The organism is Thauera linaloolentis 47Lol = DSM 12138 (assembly GCF_000310205.1).
GTDB lineage: Bacteria > Pseudomonadota > Gammaproteobacteria > Burkholderiales > Rhodocyclaceae > Thauera > Thauera linaloolentis.
The window spans coordinates 59,878-75,700 of sequence record NZ_AMXE01000005.1; the positions used below are offsets into that span (position 1 = coordinate 59,878).

The window sequence follows — 15,823 nt, forward strand, 5'->3', positions numbered from 1 at the left end:
GGGCTCAAGCGTAATAGTAGGGATGCTGCGCGCGGCGCTTCTGCTCGAAATCGCGAATCTTGTCGGCGTGGCGCAGCGTCAGGCCAATGTCGTCCCAACCGTTGAGCAGGCACTCCTTGCGGAACGGATCGATGTCGAATCCGATCGCTTTGCCGTCCGGACGGGTAATGGTCTGCGCGGCAAGATCGACGATCAGGCGGTAGCCCTCGGTCGCCTCGCACTGGCGAAAGAGTTCATCGACCTCGGCGACATCGAGCCTGATCGGCAACAGGCCGTTCTTGAAGCTGTTGTTGAAGAAGATGTCGGCGAAGCTCGGCCCGATCAGCACACGGAAGCCGTAGTCCTCCAGTGCCCAGGGCGCGTGCTCGCGCGAGCTTCCACAGCCGAAGTTGTCACGCGTCAGCAGGACTTGCGCCCCCTGGTAGCGTTGCTGATTGAGCACGAAATCCGGGTTGAGCGGACGCTTGCTGTTGTCCTGGCCCGGCTGGCCAACGTCGAGATAGCGCCATTCGTCGAAGGCGTTGGGGCCGAAGCCGCTGCGCTTGATCGACTTCAGGAACTGCTTCGGGATGATGGCGTCGGTATCGACGTTGGCCCGGTCGAGCGGCGCGACCAGGCCGTCGAGCTTGGTAAACGGCTTCATTATTTCACTGCCCTCTGGATGGCCTCGCCACCCTTTTCGATATCCTTGCCAATGCCATGCACGGTGTTGCAGGCGCCGAGCGACAGCCCGGCAAGCACGGCGGCGAGAACCATTGCGGCTTTTTTCATCGGCACGACTCCTTGCGGACCCGCACGTTTCAGGCGAGCTGGCGCACGTCGGTGAAGTGGCCGGTCACCGCGGCAGCCGCGGCCATCGCCGGGCTGACGAGGTGCGTGCGGCCGCCTGCGCCCTGCCGGCCCTCGAAATTGCGGTTCGAGGTCGAGGCGCAGCGCTCGCCCGGTTCGAGGCGGTCGGCGTTCATCGCCAGACACATCGAACAGCCCGGCTCGCGCCATTCGAAGCCGGCGGCGACGAAGATCTCGTGCAGCCCCTCCTCTTCGGCCTGGCGCTTGACCAGCCCGGAACCCGGCACCACCAGCACACGGCGGACGTTGGCGGCCTTCTGGCGCCCTTTCGCCACCGCGGCGGCTTCGCGCAGGTCTTCGATGCGCGAATTGGTACACGAACCGATGAAGACCTGATCGACCTCGATGTCGGTGATCGGCGTGTTCGGCTCCAGCCCCATGTACTTCAGCGCGCGCTCGACGCCTTCCCGGCGTACCGGGTCGGCCACTGCGGCGGGATCGGGCACGCGGCCTTCGACCGTCGTGACCATCTCGGGCGAAGTGCCCCAGGTGACCTGCGGCAGGATGTCCTCGGCCTTCAGTTCGATGAGCTTGTCGAACTGCGCGCCCTCGTCGCTCTTCAGCGTGCGCCAGTAGGCCACGGCCTGTCCCCACGCCTCGCCCGTAGGCGAGAACGGGCGATCCTTGAGATAGTCGATGGTGGTTTCATCCACGCCGACCATGCCGGCGCGCGCACCTGCCTCGATCGCCATGTTGCAGATCGTCATGCGGCCTTCCATCGACAACGCACGGATGGCGCTGCCACCGAACTCCATCGCGTAGCCGGTGCCGCCGGCGGTGCCGATCCTGCCGATGATCGCGAGCACGACGTCCTTGGCGGTGACACCCTTCCCGAGCTGGCCATCGACGCGGATGAGCAGGGTCTTCGATTTCTTCTGCAGCAGGCACTGCGTCGCCATCACGTGCTCGACCTCGGACGTGCCGATGCCGTGCGCCAGACAGCCGAAGGCGCCATGCGTGGACGTGTGCGAGTCACCACAGACGACGGTCATGCCCGGCAGCGTGGCGCCGTTCTCCGGACCGATGACGTGTACGATGCCCTGCCGTTCGTCCCTGAACGGGAAATAGGCGAGCGAACCCACTTCGCGGATGTTGGCGTCCAGGGTTTCGACCTGCTGGCGCGAAACGGGATCCAGGATGCCGCGCTCCCAGTGGTCGGTCGGGGTGTTATGGTCGGCGGTCGCAACGATCGAGCTGATGCGCCACGGCTTGCGCCCGGCCAGCTTCAGCCCTTCGAAGGCCTGCGGGCTGGTAACTTCGTGCACCAGATGGCGATCGATGTAGATCAGTGCGGTACCGTCGGCCTCTTCATGGACGACGTGACTGGACCAGAGCTTTTCGTACAGGGTTTGAGCTGCCATCCCGTGTATTCCGCGCAAAAAAAGAAACCGATTATTTCACAAAGCGGTCAAGACAGGCCACATCCCCCCTTGCCGCAAGCCTTTCCACCCTGGGTGCTCAGCGTCGCGCGGCCTGATACAGCGGCATGACCTTTGACGCGTAGTCGGCGAGGTCGCGCTGGCGGCTAGCATGCGAAGGGTGGGTGGACAGCCACTGCGGCGGCGCACCGGAGGACTGGGTGGCCATCTTGTCCCACAGGGTCACCGCGGCACGCGGATCGTAGCCCGCACGCGCCGCCAGCTCCACGCCCATGCGGTCGGCCTCTGTTTCATGTTCGCGCGAATTGGGCAGCTCGAAAGTGACCTGGGCCACCTTGCCCATGAGGTCCTGGCCCACCTGCCCGACGCCGAGTACGGCGCCCGCCACCGACAGGCCGATGCCGGTGGCCATCGACTTCGATATGCGCTCCCGCGCATGCTCACGCAAGGCATGCGCGATCTCGTGCCCCATGACCGCCGCGATCTCGTCGTCACTGAGCTTGAGGCGATCGATCAGCCCGGTGTAGATCGCCATCTTGCCACCGGCCATGCACCAGGCATTGAGCTCGTCCGAGCTGAAGACGTTGACCTCCCACTTCCAGGCGGGCGCATCCGAACGGAACACGCCGGTATGCGGCGTGAGCCGCGCCACGATGCGGCGCACGCGCTGCACGGTGGCCGCATCACGGTTCAGCGCATTCTTCTTGCGCGCCTCGTTGAGCATTTCCTGGTACTGCTTGCCCGACGCCTGCTCCACTTCCTGCGCCGACACCATCATCATCTGCGAACGCTGCACGCCGACCGCGCCCGCCTGCGTCGTCTGCACGGTCTGGCAGGCGACCGTGATCGTGGCTGCCAGCACCGCGGGCAGCAGGCTTGCGTACATGGATTTCATTCACATCCTCCTCAAGAACCGCGCACTCAAGAACTCGTGGCCTCGCCCGCCCTCGGCGCCGGCCAGCCGCGCACCAGCCAGACGAGCCCCGCCAGCGCGAACACCGACCCGAGCGTGAAGGTCCATTCAGGCCCCACGGCGTCCCAGGTGTAGCCGCTGAGCAAGCCGCCCAACATGCCGCCCGCACCGAAGGAGATGCTGCCGTACAACGCCTGCCCACGTGATTGGAGCCGTCCGCAAAACCAAAGGTTCACCACCGCGATCGCCGCCGCATGATAGGCGCCGAACGTGGCGCCGTGCAGCACCTGGGCGAACAGCAGCACGGGCAGGCTGCCTGCCCCCCAGCCGATCAGCGCGAAACGGAGCACCGCGCATGCGAAGGAGAAGAGCAGTATCCCGCGCAGGCTGAAACGCCGCGTGATGCGCGGCATCAGCATGAAGACGATGATCTCCGCCACCACGCCCAGCGTCCACATCCAGCCGACCAGCGCCTTGCCGTAACCTTCATCCACGAGGTAGATCGAGTAGAACACGTAGAACGCCCCGTGTGCCGCCGACATCAGGAAGCAGGCGCCGAATAGCGCCCTGACCTCGGGCCGGCGCAGGGTGTCACGCAGGCTGGGCGCTGCACGCGCAATCTGCGACGGCACCGATTCCGGAATGGCGAAGGAGCACGCCAAGACGCCTGCCAGGATGGCGGCCGTGACCCATAGCACCGACTCGATGGCGACATGATCCAGCGCCTGCCCCAACGCCAGCACCGCCACGATGAAGCCGACCGACCCCCATGCCCGTATGCTGCCGTAGCGGTGCCCCTCTGCGCCCAGGTGCGAGAAGGCCAGCCCTTCGATCAAGGGCAGCGCCGCACTCCAGAAGAAGGCCATCAGCGCCATCGCGGCGAACAGGCCGGCGAACTCGGTGGTCATGAAGAAACCCGAGAAGCCGACCAGGCTCATCAGCGCGGACAGGCGCACGATCGCCACCCGCATGGCGAGGCGTTCGGCGAGCCAGCTCCACATGTTCGGCGCCAGCACCCGCATCAGTTGCATCAGCGACATCAGCAACGCGATTTCGGTCGCCGTCAGCGACGCAGCCTGCAGGTACAACGCGAAATAAGGCGAGAACGCGCCGACGAAGCCGAAGTAGAAAAAGTAGTACGCCGACAGACGCCAGTATGGAAGCATCGAAATGGCTCTACGACAGACTGCTCAGGCAATGCCGGAATCGAACCGCGGGAGCGCCGGCCTCCGCACGCGGCGAGCCGCGGAAGCACGGGGGGGGTGGCCGGCTTTCCCACGGCTGCGCGCCTGATTCAGCGCGGTGAAGGCAGGCGCTGTCCACCTGCGGGGGCGAGCGCCGGAACCTGGGGCGTGTCGGTGCGCACATCGCCGCATTGTGCGCGGTGGCGCAGCGCGTGGTCGATCAGCACGAGCGCCAGCATGGACTCGGCAATCGGCGTCGCGCGGATGCCGACGCAGGGGTCGTGCCGGCCATGCGTATTGACGATCGCCGGTGCGCCCTGGCGGTCGATGGAGCGGCGATCGAGGCGGATGCTGGAAGTCGGCTTGATCGCGATGCTGGCGATGATGTCCTGCCCGGTGGAGATGCCCCCCAGCACGCCGCCGGCGTTGTTCGACAGGAAGCCCTCCGGCGTCATTTCGTCGCCGTGCTCGGTGCCACGCTGGGCGATCGAGGCGAATCCCGCGCCGATCTCCACCCCCTTTACCGCATTGATGCTCATCATCGCGTAGGCGATGTCCGCGTCCAGGCGGTCATAGACCGGCTCGCCCCAACCCACCGGCACGCCGCTGGCGACCACGTCGATGCGCGCCCCGATGGAGTCACCCGACTTGCGCAGTTCGTCCATGTAAGCCTCGAGCCGCGGCACGATGCCGGCATTCGGCGCGAAGAAGGGATTGCGCTCGACCGCGTCCCAGCTCTCGAACGGAATGTCGATCGGGCCGAGCGCCGTCATGCAGGCGCGGATCACGATGCCGTGGCGTTCCTTCAGCCACTTCCTGGCGATCGCGCCGGCAGCGACGCGCACCGCGGTCTCGCGCGCAGACGAACGGCCGCCGCCGCGGTAGTCGCGGATGCCGTACTTCTGCCAGTACGGATAGTCGGCATGCCCCGGGCGGAAAGTGTCGGCGATATTGCCGTAATCCTTGCTGCGCTGGTCCTGGTTGCGGATCAGCAGGCCGATCGGCGTTCCGGTGGTGAGCCCCTCGAACACCCCGGACAGGATTTCGACCTCGTCCGGCTCGCGGCGCTGGGTGACATGCCGCGAAGTACCCGGCTTGCGGCGGTCGAGCTCGGCCTGAATGTCGGCCACGCTCAGCGCCAGACCCGGCGGGCAGCCATCGACGACACAGCCGATGGCCGGACCGTGCGACTCGCCGAAGGACGTGACGGTGAAGAGGGTACCGAGGGTGTTTCCGGACATGGTTCTCCTGCCTGGTCGGCGCAAAAAGAGAGAAGGGGATGGGACGCGAGTCTAGCACGCACCCCATCCCCTTCGGCCGTGGCGCCCGCGCGCCACCGGGGGCTCAGAGGAAGAAACCCTCCAGGCGCTCGAAGACCTCGTGCCCGGCGCCATGGTGGCGCACGTTGAGCACGTCCTCCAGCTTTTCGACCTGGCGCACCATCTGCTCCAGCCGGTGGTCGTCGAACACCAGCAGCCAGATCCGCGAGCGCTTGCCGTCGGACACCGGCATGCACAGGATGCCCTCGACGTTGAAGGCGCGGCGCGCGAAGAGATTGCAGATGTGGCTCATCACCCCGGGGTGGTTGTTCACATCCAGTTCGAGGACGACCTTGGCAAAGCTGGCTTGCGGCAGCGGGTCGGCAACCTGTTCGATCATCATCAGCCTCCGATCATTTCGGTGTTGGCGGCACCCGGCGGCACCATGGGATAGACGAATTGCTCGCGATCGATCGTCGCGTGGATCAGACACGGCCCGGGCTCGTTGAGCGCCTTGGCCAGCGCGGCGCGCGGATCATCGGCCAGGTCGAGATCCAGCGCCGGCACGCCGAAACCCTCGGCGATCTTCACGAAATCGGGCTCGGTGCGGTACCTGGAGGCGAACTGGCGCTTGCCGTAGAACAGGGCCTGCTGCTGGTACACCAGGCCGAGCGCATTGTTGTTCATCAGCACGATCTTGACGTTGAGCCCTTCCTCGGCCAGCGTCGCAAGCTCCTGGATGTTCATCTTGAAACTGCCATCGCCCGAGAAGCACACCACGGTGCGCTCCGGTTCGGCCAGTGCCGCCCCCATCGCGGTCGGCAGGCCGAAGCCCATCGTTCCCAGGCCGCCCGAGGTCAGCCACTGGCGCGGGCGGCGGAAGGGATAGGCCTGGGCGACCCACATCTGGTGCTGGCCGACATCGGTGGCGATCACGGCTTCGTCATCGAGGGCATCGGCCACGGCCTTGACCAGGCCGTAATGGCTGCGCGGATCGTCGATGGCGGGAAACTGCATCGGGAAGCGCTGCTTGAGATCCGCAACCCGGGCCAGCCAGTCCTGGCGCAGCGTCACCTTGACGCGCGGCAGCAGGGCTTCGAGCGCCTCGGTCACATCGGCATGGATCGCGACATGGGCGTTCTTGATCTTGTGCAGTTCGGAACGGTCGACATCGATATGCACGATCTTCGCATTCGGGCAGAACTGCGCCGCACGGCCGATCGCGCGGTCGTCGAAACGGGCGCCGACGCAGATCAGCAGGTCGGCCTCCTCGAGAACGAAGTTGGTGTAGCGCGCACCATGCATGCCGAGCATGCCGACCGACAGCGGGTGATCCATCGGCATCGCGCCAAGCGCCATCAAGGTCATCGTCGCCGGCAGCCCGCCCTGCTCCGCCAGTTGCACCGCGAGCGGCGCGGCGCCGGAATGGACCACGCCGCCGCCCAGATAGAGCACTGGCCGCGCAGCTTCGTTGATCATCCGCGCAGCGCTTTCGATGGCCGCCATGTCGAGCTGTGGCGCCATGTCGGCAACGGCCGGCGGCGGAAACTCGCCCACTTCGACGAGCTGGTTCTGCACGTCCTTGGGCACGTCGATCAGCACCGGACCGGGACGGCCGGACATGGCGATGCGGAACGCGTCGGGCACGACGTCGAGCAGTTCGGCGGCGGAGCGGACCAGGAAATTGTGCTTGGTGATCGGCACCGTGATGCCGTAGATGTCGACTTCCTGGAAGGCGTCGGTGCCGATCATCGATTGCGGCACCTGGCCGGTGATGATGACCATCGGAATGGAATCCAGACAGGCATCGGCAATCGCGGTGACGAGGTTGGTCGCGCCGGGGCCGCTCGACGCAATGCACACTTGCGGCACGCCGGACACGCGCGCCATGCCCTGGGCCATGAAACCGGCGCCTTGCTCGTGACGCGCCAGCACGTGGCGGATCTGCGTACTGGCCGACAAGGCATCGTAGAACGGCAGGATGGCGCCGCCAGGAAGACCGGCGATGGTACGCACGCCCTGGCGTTCGAGAAGGCGCACGATCAGTTGCGCGCCGGTGAGTTGGGTCATGATGCTCTCCTTGTTTTCAATTTCAGCGACATCACCGGCGCGGCTCCAGAATGCAAAAACCCCCGCCGGGCTTGCGCGCCGACGGGGGTTTGGAATCCTGCAGTTCGAGTGTTCTGTCCCGTTACGACGCGTGCGTGCCTACGCTTACTACGCGTACGGCTACGAATACGACAGCGAAGAAACGGGCGGCAGAGTGCATGGCGACTCGAAATGGATTGCAGGCGTGATCAGACCACGAACGCGCCGTGAACACAAGCGCTTCGTCGAGAAAAGCCCCGCCGGGAATCCTACGCATTGCCGCGCACGCTCCCTTCGCGAAGCTCGCGACGCAGGATCTTGCCGACGTTGCTCTTCGGCAGTTCATCGCGGAACTCGACCCGATGGGGAACCTTGTACCCGGTCAGGTTCTCGTGGCAGTAGGCGATCAATTCCGCCTCGGTCAGACTCGGATCCTTACGCACCACGAACACCTTGACCGCCTCGCCGCTGCGCTCATCCGGCACCCCCACCGCCGCGACCTCGATCACGCCCGGATGGCTGGCGACGACGTCCTCGACCTCGTTCGGATAGACATTGAAGCCCGACACCAGAATCATGTCCTTCTTGCGATCGACGAGGGTCACGAAGCCCTTGTCGTCGACGACGGCGATGTCGCCCGTGCGCAGGAATCCGTCCGGCGTGAAGACCCGCGCCGTATCGTCGGGACGGTTCCAGTAGGCCTGCATGACCTGCGGCCCGCGCACGCAAAGTTCGCCACGCTGGCCGACCGGCTGCTCGACGTCGGCATCATCACGGATGCTGATCTCCGTCGAAGGCACCGGCAAGCCGATGGAGTGGTTGAACTCGGGCAGATCGAGCGGATTGATCGTGACGGCGGGCGAGGTCTCGGTCAGGCCATAGGCTTCGACCAGGGCAATGCCGGTCACCTTGCGCCATTTCTCGGCAACCGCCTTCTGCACGGCCATGCCTCCCCCCAGGGAAACACGCAGGTTGGAGAAATCGAGACTGGCGAAATCCGGATTGTTCAGCAGGGCGTTGAACAAGGTGTTGACGCCCGTGATGGCCGTGAACTTGTGCTTGCGCAACTCCTTGACGAAACCCGGGATGTCCCGCGGATTGGTGATCAGCACGTTGGTCGCGCCGATCTTGAAGAAGGTCAGGCAGTTCGCCGTCAGCGAAAAGATGTGATAGAGCGGCAGCGCGGTGATGATCACCTCCTCGCCCTCGTGCAGGAATGGGCGAATCCAGGCATGCGCCTGCTGCAGGTTGGCGATGATGTTGCGATGGGTCAGGACCGCCCCCTTCGCCAGTCCCGTCGTACCTCCCGTGTATTGGAGGAAGGCGATGTCGTCATGCCCGAGTTCCACCGGCTGCAGGCGGTGGGACGCCCCGCGGGCCAGCGCGTCGCCGAAATGCACCGCGCCGTCGAGACGCCAAGCGGGGACCATCTTCTTCACCCGGCGAACGATGAAATTCACCAGCATCGACTTCGGAAAGCCCAGCATCTCACCCAGGCTGGTGACCACCACATGCTTCACCGGGAGCCGCCTGCGTACCTGCTCGAGCGTATGGGCGAAGTTCTCTACGATGACGACAACATCGGCACCCGCATCGCGCAGCTGGTGTTCCAACTCGCGCGCCGTGTACAGCGGATTGACATTGACGACGGTGTAGCCCGCACGCAGCGTGCCGAACAAGGCGACGGGATACTGCAACAGGTTGGGCATCATCAAGGCGACGCGCGCGCGCGCCGGCAGCTTCAGTTCCCCCTGCAGATAGCCGGCAAACTGCGCCGACAAGCGGTCGAGTTCGCCATAGGTGATGCCCTTGCCCATGCAGATGTAGGCGGTGCGCGAGGCGAAACGGCGTACCCCCTGCTCGAAAAGATCGGCTATCGAACGGAATTCGTCGACGTCGATCTCGGCGGGCACGCCGGCGGGATAGCTTTGCAGCCAGATTTTGTCCACGGTGTCTCCTCCTTTTGTTGGAAAAAACGCTGACCGAGCCCGGCTCGGCCAGCCCCGCCCTCCCGAGGCGTCGGGCGGACACCCGATGGGTCCGCCACTTCATTCCAACTGCCACCCCGCCCCTGTTTTATATGTACGGTGCGTGGATGCCGCATGCCCGAAAACATGCTCTGGAGGGGCAGCGGCACGATGGCCGCCACCGCCCTGAGGCTTCTCAGCCCCTCATCTGCTTCAGCCTTCCTCCTCCTGTGCCGGCCAGTTCCGGATGTAATTCTTCAGCATTCGGTTCTCGAAGCTCTGCTCCTCGAGCACCGCCTTGGCAACGTCGTGGAAGCTGACGACGCCGAGCAGCGTCTGTCCATCCATGACAGGCAGATAGCGCTGATGGTGCTCCACCATCATGCGTCGCAACTCGTCCATTTCCATGTTCGGCGAGGCCGACTGCGGGTCGCCGATCATCACATCCTCGACGGCGAGCGACTGCCAGTCCGCCGCGCCGCGCCGGACACCTTGCAGCACCTCGCGGAAGGTCAGCATGCCGACCATCTGGCCGCGCGAAAACACCACGAGCGAACCCACGTCCTGCTCGTTCATGATCTCGATCGCTTCAGCGACACTCTTGTTCGGCGCAATGGTGAACAGCACCTTGCCTTTGATCGCGAGAATTTCGCTAACCAGCATGTTGATCTCCCTGCCTCGATCCGATCGGATCCTTCGCGTTATCGATGCACCATCTTAGTGTATCGGCAGACGGCCGGAAAGGCGCCAGGCCGGCGCCCTGACGGCTCAGCGCAGCAGTTCCCCTAGCTTGCCCTTCACCTTCGCCCAGTCCTCGGCATCGGGCAGGGCATCCTTGCGCTCGACGATCGGCTTCCACTGCTTCGAAAGCTCGGCGTTGAGCGCGATGAACCCCTGCTGGTCGGAGGGCACGTCGTCCTCCGCATAGATCGCCTCGACCGGACATTCGGCCACGCACAAGGTGCAGTCGATGCACTCTTCCGGATCGATCACCAGGAAGTTCGGCCCTTCGCGGAAGCAATCCACCGGACAGACATCGACGCAGTCGGTGTATTTGCAGCGGATACAGGACTCGGTCACCACATAAGCCATTTTTTTCTCCAACCCGATTTGGCCAGCCACGAGACAGGCGCACACAGACGACAATATAGTGCAGGCATTTGCGTTTTCGCCACGCTCTGCGAACGAAGTGCGTTTTCGCAGCATCGATTCTCTTGACGTCCGCCCCGGCATGGCATAAGTTTCCGTCGAATTCTTCAGAGAAGGCTCTCTGCTTCTCTTCAAGGTGCGCGGTTCCGTCCACCTTGCCCCCATATCCGTAGTACCCAGCGAGGTGTGTCTGCCTCGTCAATACCCGCCACCCCTGATGTGAGGAATCATGAGCGAGCATATTCACTATGTGACCGACGGCAACTTCGACGCCGAAGTGCTGCAGTCCCAGACTCCTGTTCTGGTCGATTACTGGGCCGAATGGTGCGGTCCGTGCAAGATGATCGCACCCATCCTCGACGACGTCGCCAAGGACTACGCCGGCAAGCTCAAGGTCGCCAAGCTCAATATCGACGAAAACCAGGACACGCCTGCCAAGTATGGCATCCGCGGCATCCCGACGCTGATGCTGTTCAAGGGTGGCAATATCGAAGCGACCAAAGTGGGCGCCCTTTCCAAATCTCAACTGACCGCCTTCATTGACAGCAACATCTAAGCCGGACCAAGCTCCGGCCCGTTCTCGCGGGGCTTCGCGCGCTCGTCGCCGCGGCGCGCGCAACCGCGACGGTAATTCCCCCCAGAATCCGCAGATCGAAGACGACCTGTTCGACGTCGAGAACGCCGGCGAGGAAAACTCCACGCCGCGCGACTCCAGCGTCCCCGCGCTTCACCTGTCCGAACTCAAGGCCCTGCACGTCAGCGAACTGCTGCAGATGGCCATGGAGAGCGGCGTCGAAGGCGCGAACAGGCTGCGCAAGCAGGAACTCGTCTTCGCCCTGCTGAAGAATCGTGCACGCAAGGGCGAACCGATCTGTGGCGATGGCGCACTCGAAGTGCTGCCTGACGGTTTCGGCTTCCTGCGCTCTCCCGACACCTCGTATCTCGCCGGCACCGACGACATCTACGTCTCGCCATCGCAGATCCGGCGCTTCAACCTGCGCACCGGCGACACGATCGAAGGCGAGATCCGCACGCCGAAGGACGGCGAGCGCTACTTCGCGCTCACCAAACTCGACCGCATCAACGGCCGCCCGCCGGAAGAGTGCAAGAGCAAGATCCTGTTCGAGAACCTCACGCCCCTGCACCCGCAGGAATGCCTGAAGCTCGAACGCGACGTCCGCGGCGAGGAGAACATCACCAGCCGCGTGATCGACATGATCGCGCCGATCGGCAAAGGCCAGCGCGGCCTGCTCGTCGCCCCGCCCAAGAGCGGCAAAACGGTGATGCTGCAGCACATCGCCCATGCGATCACGTCCAACCATCCGGACGTCAAGCTGATCGTGCTGCTGATCGACGAGCGCCCGGAAGAAGTGACGGAAATGCAGCGTTCGGTAAAGGGCGAGGTCGTGGCCTCCACCTTCGACGAACCCGCCACCCGCCACGTCCAGGTCGCCGAGATGGTGATCGAGAAGGCCAAGCGCCTGACCGAGCACAAGTACGACGTGGTGATCCTGCTCGACTCGCTGACCCGCCTCGCGCGCGCCTACAACACCGTGGTGCCAGCTTCCGGCAAGGTGCTGACCGGCGGCGTGGATGCCAACGCCCTGCAGAAGCCCAAGCGCTTCTTCGGCGCAGCGCGCAACATCGAGGAAGGCGGTTCGCTGACCATCATCGCCAGTGCGCTGATCGACACCGGCAGCCGCATGGACGACGTGATCTACGAGGAATTCAAGGGCACCGGCAACATGGAGCTCCACCTCGACCGGCGCATGGCGGAAAAGCGCGTGTACCCGGCGATCAACGTCAACCGCTCGGGCACCCGCCGCGAAGAGCTGCTACTAAAGCCCGACGTGCTGCAGAAGGTCTGGATTCTGCGCAAGCTGCTGTACGGCATGGACGACATCGATGCGATGGAATTCCTGCTCGACAAGATCAAGGCCACCAAGGGCAACGCCGAATTCTTCGACGCCATGCGCTCCGGCCGCGGCTGATCAAGCATCTGCTCCATCAATACGAACGCCACCCTCGGGTGGCGTTCGCGTTTCCAGCGGCCCTGCGCGCAAACTCGGTCAGGAATAGTCGAAGAAGCCCTTGCCCGTCTTGCGTCCCAGGTAGCCGGCCTCGACCATTTCCACCAGCAGCGGCGCGGGACGGTACTTCGGGTCCTTGAAGCCCTCGAACAGCACCTGCATCACGGCCAGTTCCACGTCGAGCCCAATCAGGTCGCACAAGGCCAACGGGCCGATCGGGTGATTGCAGCCCAGCTTCATCGCCTCGTCGATTTCCGCTGCCGTAGCCAAGCCTTCGCCAAGAGCGAAGATCGCCTCGTTGATCATCGGACACAGCATGCGATTGACGACGAAACCCGGGCTGTTGCGCACCTTGACCGGTGTCTTGCCCAGAGCGCGGGCGACGGCCTCGACCTTGGCATAGGTCTCCGCGCTCGTCTGCAGGCCGCTGATGAGCTCCACCAGCGCCATCATCGGCACCGGGTTGAAAAAGTGCATGCCGATGACCTGGCTCGCTCGCCCCGTCGCAGCGGCTAGCTTGGTGATCGAGATCGAAGAGGTGTTGCTTGCAAGGATGGCGTCAGGCCTCATCGCTGCGTCGAGCTTGGCAAATATCTCGAGCTTCAACTGCAGATTCTCGGTCGCCGCCTCGATGACCAGGTCGCAATCACCGAGCGCCGACATCGTCGTAGCCGCCGTGATCCGCGCCAATGCGGCGTCCTTTTGCTCTACGCTCAGCTTTTCCTTCTTGATCAAGCGGTCGAGGCTCGCGCCGATCGTCGCCAAGCCGCGCTGTACCTGCGCCTCGCCGACATCCATCATCACCACATCCAAGCCTGAAACCGAGCAGGCCTGGGCAATGCCGTTGCCCATCGTCCCCGCACCCACCACACCAATCTTGCCGATACTCATCGCCTTCGCTCTCCAATCAGAATTTCGGATGACGCAACACCCATCGGACGACAGGCACCATACCGCTGCGTATGGTGTGCGACTCTAGCGGATAAATCGTGGCGGTGCCAGCATGGAAATCAGGATGGAAACCTTGCCTGCGCATCGCGGAGAAAAAACTCGCCTGCGTGCCACACGGACGAAGCGCACATGCACGAGATGCCTTGCCGGGGCGTGAACGTATAAAAGCCCTTGTTCATCACTGAACAAGGGCTTTTTCCTGGCGGAGTGGACGGGACTCGAACCCGCGACCCCCGGCGTGACAGGCCGGTATTCTAACCGACTGAACTACCACTCCGCGCTGAACTGCACCGGCAATCTGCCGGCTCCGCGACCCAGCCCATCGGGCTGGAACGCATCGAATTGGCGTCCCCACGGGGATTCGAACCCCGGTTATCGCCGTGAAAGGGCGGTGTCCTAGGCCTCTAGACGATGGGGACTGCGGTACTGCAACAACTCTTTTACTTCGATTTGGTGGAGGTAAGCGGGATCGAACCGCTGACCTCTTGCATGCCATGCAAGCGCTCTCCCAGCTGAGCTATACCCCCATCACCGAAGAGCGCGCATTATAGGACCCATGTCCCGGCCTGTAAACACCTGTTTTCAAGTTTCTGCATCACCCCTGCTCTCCGGCCGGACCGGAGCCAGCACCTTCCCGGGATTCATCAGGCCATGCGGGTCCAGCGCCTGCTTGACCGCCCTCATCATATCCATCTCCACAACCGATTTGTAGCGCAGGAGTTCATCACGCTTCAACTGCCCCAGTCCGTGCTCGGCGGAAATCGAGCCGTCGAACCCGGCCACGAGATCATGCACGATGCGATTGACCTCGGGCGTGCGAGAAATGAACTTCCGATTGTCCGCCGCCGCCGGCTTCGACAGGTTGTAATGCAGGTTGCCATCCCCGATATGGCCGAACGCGACGATGCGAACATCCGGCCAGGCGTGCTGCAAGGCCGCACGCGCGCGCTCCAGGAACGCGGGAATACGGCTCACCGGAATGGCGATGTCGTGCTTGATGCTGATGCCTTCGATCCGCTGCGCCTCGGAGATGTTCTCGCGTAGCGCCCACAGGGCTTCCGCCTGGGCGAGATTGCCTGCGACCACGGCGTCGCCGACCAGCCCCTGCTCGCTCGCCAGCGTCAACGCCCGTTCAAGTTCGGTGTCGAGTTCCGCATTGCAGGCACTATCCGACAGCTCCACCAGCACGCTCCATTCGCCCCCGGCCTGCAACGGAGGGCGCGCACCCGGGATGTGCTGCAGCACCAGGCCGAGCGCGGTGCCGCCGATGAGTTCGAAGGCCGTCACCCGATCACTGCAAACGGCGCGCATCATCCCGAGCAGCCGGACGGCCGCACCGGGATCCGGCACGGCAACCCACGCAGTAGCGCGCTGGCGGATGGCGGGAAACAGCTTCAGCACCGCTGCGGTAATGAAGCCCAGCGTCCCTTCCGCACCGATGAAGAGCTGCTTCAGGTCATAGCCGGTATTGTCCTTTCGCAGCCCGCGCAGGCCGTTCCAGATGCGGCCATCGGGCAGAACGGCCTCGAGCCCGAGGGTCAGCTCGCGCATGTTGCCGTAGCGCAGGACCTGCACACCGCCTGCGTTCGTCGATAGATTGCCGCCGACCGTGCAGCTTCCTTCGGATGCGAGCGACAGAGGGAAAAACCGATCGGCGGCAATCGCAGCCTGTTGCAGGCCTGCCAGGGTACACCCCGCCTCGATCATGATGGTGTTGTTATCGGCATCCACCGCCCGGACGCGATCAAGCCGCCCGAGGCTCAGGACCACCGCACGTCCGCCGCCATCCGGCGTCGCCCCGCCGCACAGGCCGGTATTGCCTCCCTGGGGCACCATGGGCACCCCGGCAGCGGCACACAGCCGGACGACGGCAGCCACCTCCTGCGTCGTTCCCGGACGGACGACGGCACACGCGGCACCATGATAGCGGCCACGCCAGTCGCTCAGATACGGGGCCATCTCCTTCGCATCGGTGAGCACATGACTGCCACCGACCGCTTGGCACAAACCCCGAATGAAGTCATCCACGGTCAAGCCCCTCGTATTGCATTGCG

General features: G+C 64.2%; 15 protein-coding genes and 3 tRNA genes. 2 read left to right on the forward strand and 16 right to left on the reverse strand.

Annotated elements, in window-relative coordinates; translation table 11 throughout:
* Positions 1-4 precede the first annotated feature (4 nt).
* From leuD to fdxA, 11 genes are all read right to left on the reverse strand, one after another.
* A complete protein-coding gene (gene leuD / locus C666_RS02855; RefSeq protein ID WP_004333492.1) occupies positions 5-643 on the reverse strand; it encodes a 3-isopropylmalate dehydratase small subunit in 639 nt (212 codons plus the stop codon).
* The gene (locus C666_RS02860; RefSeq protein ID WP_004333493.1) at positions 643-771 is read right to left on the reverse strand and encodes an entericidin A/B family lipoprotein; all 129 of its coding nucleotides are present in this window, start codon (positions 769-771) and stop codon (positions 643-645) included. Before C666_RS02860 ends, leuD begins: the two co-directional genes overlap by 1 nt.
* Positions 772-800: 29 nt before the next feature.
* Complete coding sequence (gene leuC / locus C666_RS02865) at positions 801-2,210, reverse strand: 3-isopropylmalate dehydratase large subunit (protein WP_004333494.1); 1,410 nt, start codon at positions 2,208-2,210, stop codon at positions 801-803.
* A 97-nt stretch (positions 2,211-2,307) separates the two neighbouring features.
* On the reverse strand, positions 2,308-3,123 hold the full coding sequence (locus C666_RS02870) for a M48 family metallopeptidase (protein WP_004333503.1): 816 nt from the start codon (positions 3,121-3,123) through the stop codon (positions 2,308-2,310).
* Positions 3,124-3,149: 26 nt separating this feature from the next.
* Positions 3,150-4,307, reverse strand: coding sequence for an MFS transporter (locus C666_RS02875; protein WP_004333505.1), 1,158 nt, complete (start codon positions 4,305-4,307; stop codon positions 3,150-3,152).
* A gap of 128 nt (positions 4,308-4,435) precedes the next feature.
* Positions 4,436-5,566, reverse strand: a complete 1,131-nt coding sequence (aroC, locus tag C666_RS02880) for a chorismate synthase (RefSeq protein WP_004333507.1) — start codon at positions 5,564-5,566, stop codon at positions 4,436-4,438.
* 103 nt (positions 5,567-5,669) lie between these two features.
* On the reverse strand, positions 5,670-5,987 hold the full coding sequence (gene ilvN / locus C666_RS02885; protein ID WP_004333509.1) for an acetolactate synthase small subunit: 318 nt from the start codon (positions 5,985-5,987) through the stop codon (positions 5,670-5,672).
* A complete protein-coding gene (gene ilvB / locus C666_RS02890; protein ID WP_004333511.1) occupies positions 5,987-7,654 on the reverse strand; it encodes an acetolactate synthase large subunit in 1,668 nt (555 codons plus the stop codon). The genes ilvN and ilvB overlap by 1 nt, the downstream gene beginning before the upstream one ends.
* A gap of 287 nt (positions 7,655-7,941) precedes the next feature.
* Positions 7,942-9,621, reverse strand: a complete 1,680-nt coding sequence (locus tag C666_RS02895) for a long-chain-fatty-acid--CoA ligase (RefSeq protein ID WP_004333514.1) — start codon at positions 9,619-9,621, stop codon at positions 7,942-7,944.
* A gap of 231 nt (positions 9,622-9,852) precedes the next feature.
* Positions 9,853-10,302 carry a CBS domain-containing protein gene (locus tag C666_RS02900; RefSeq protein WP_004333516.1) on the reverse strand — a complete coding sequence of 150 codons (450 nt, stop codon included), beginning with the start codon at positions 10,300-10,302 and terminating at the stop codon, positions 9,853-9,855.
* A 105-nt stretch (positions 10,303-10,407) separates the two neighbouring features.
* Entirely contained in the window at positions 10,408-10,731 is a 324-nt protein-coding gene (gene fdxA / locus C666_RS02905; RefSeq protein WP_004333518.1) for a ferredoxin FdxA, read from the reverse strand.
* Positions 10,732-11,017: 286 nt separating this feature from the next.
* Between fdxA and trxA the strand changes: the two genes are divergently transcribed.
* The gene (gene trxA, locus C666_RS02910; RefSeq protein WP_004333520.1) at positions 11,018-11,344 is read left to right on the forward strand and encodes a thioredoxin TrxA; all 327 of its coding nucleotides are present in this window, start codon (positions 11,018-11,020) and stop codon (positions 11,342-11,344) included.
* Between the two features lie 175 nt (positions 11,345-11,519).
* Positions 11,520-12,779, forward strand: a complete 1,260-nt coding sequence (gene rho, locus C666_RS02915) for a transcription termination factor Rho (protein ID WP_038000180.1) — start codon at positions 11,520-11,522, stop codon at positions 12,777-12,779.
* Between the two features lie 78 nt (positions 12,780-12,857).
* On the opposite strand, the gene C666_RS02920 is transcribed toward rho, so the two are convergent.
* The 5 genes from C666_RS02920 to C666_RS02940 form a co-directional block, all read right to left on the reverse strand.
* On the reverse strand, positions 12,858-13,709 hold the full coding sequence (locus tag C666_RS02920) for a 3-hydroxybutyryl-CoA dehydrogenase (RefSeq protein WP_004333524.1): 852 nt from the start codon (positions 13,707-13,709) through the stop codon (positions 12,858-12,860).
* Positions 13,710-13,969: 260 nt separating this feature from the next.
* Positions 13,970-14,046 (reverse strand) — tRNA-Asp (locus C666_RS02925).
* Between the two features lie 66 nt (positions 14,047-14,112).
* Positions 14,113-14,188, reverse strand: a tRNA-Glu gene (locus tag C666_RS02930).
* 32 nt (positions 14,189-14,220) lie between these two features.
* Positions 14,221-14,296: transfer RNA gene (locus tag C666_RS02935), tRNA-Ala, on the reverse strand.
* A gap of 55 nt (positions 14,297-14,351) precedes the next feature.
* The gene (locus tag C666_RS02940) at positions 14,352-15,797 is read right to left on the reverse strand and encodes an FAD-binding oxidoreductase (protein WP_038000181.1); all 1,446 of its coding nucleotides are present in this window, start codon (positions 15,795-15,797) and stop codon (positions 14,352-14,354) included.
* Positions 15,798-15,823: the final 26 nt, after the last annotated feature.

Coding starts and splice junctions, on each gene's coding strand:
- leuD (WP_004333492.1), bottom strand. CDS start 643: ATGAAGCCGTTTACCAAGCTCGACGGCCTGGTCGCGCCGCTCGACCGG.
- C666_RS02860 (WP_004333493.1), bottom strand. CDS start 771: ATGAAAAAAGCCGCAATGGTTCTCGCCGCCGTGCTTGCCGGGCTGTCG.
- leuC (WP_004333494.1), bottom strand. CDS start 2,210: ATGGCAGCTCAAACCCTGTACGAAAAGCTCTGGTCCAGTCACGTCGTC.
- C666_RS02870 (WP_004333503.1), bottom strand. CDS start 3,123: ATGAAATCCATGTACGCAAGCCTGCTGCCCGCGGTGCTGGCAGCCACG.
- C666_RS02875 (WP_004333505.1), bottom strand. CDS start 4,307: ATGCTTCCATACTGGCGTCTGTCGGCGTACTACTTTTTCTACTTCGGC.
- aroC (WP_004333507.1), bottom strand. CDS start 5,566: ATGTCCGGAAACACCCTCGGTACCCTCTTCACCGTCACGTCCTTCGGC.
- ilvN (WP_004333509.1), bottom strand. CDS start 5,987: ATGATGATCGAACAGGTTGCCGACCCGCTGCCGCAAGCCAGCTTTGCC.
- ilvB (WP_004333511.1), bottom strand. CDS start 7,654: ATGACCCAACTCACCGGCGCGCAACTGATCGTGCGCCTTCTCGAACGC.
- C666_RS02900 (WP_004333516.1), bottom strand. CDS start 10,302: ATGCTGGTTAGCGAAATTCTCGCGATCAAAGGCAAGGTGCTGTTCACC.
- fdxA (WP_004333518.1), bottom strand. CDS start 10,731: ATGGCTTATGTGGTGACCGAGTCCTGTATCCGCTGCAAATACACCGAC.
- trxA (WP_004333520.1), top strand. CDS start 11,018: ATGAGCGAGCATATTCACTATGTGACCGACGGCAACTTCGACGCCGAA.
- C666_RS02920 (WP_004333524.1), bottom strand. CDS start 13,709: ATGAGTATCGGCAAGATTGGTGTGGTGGGTGCGGGGACGATGGGCAAC.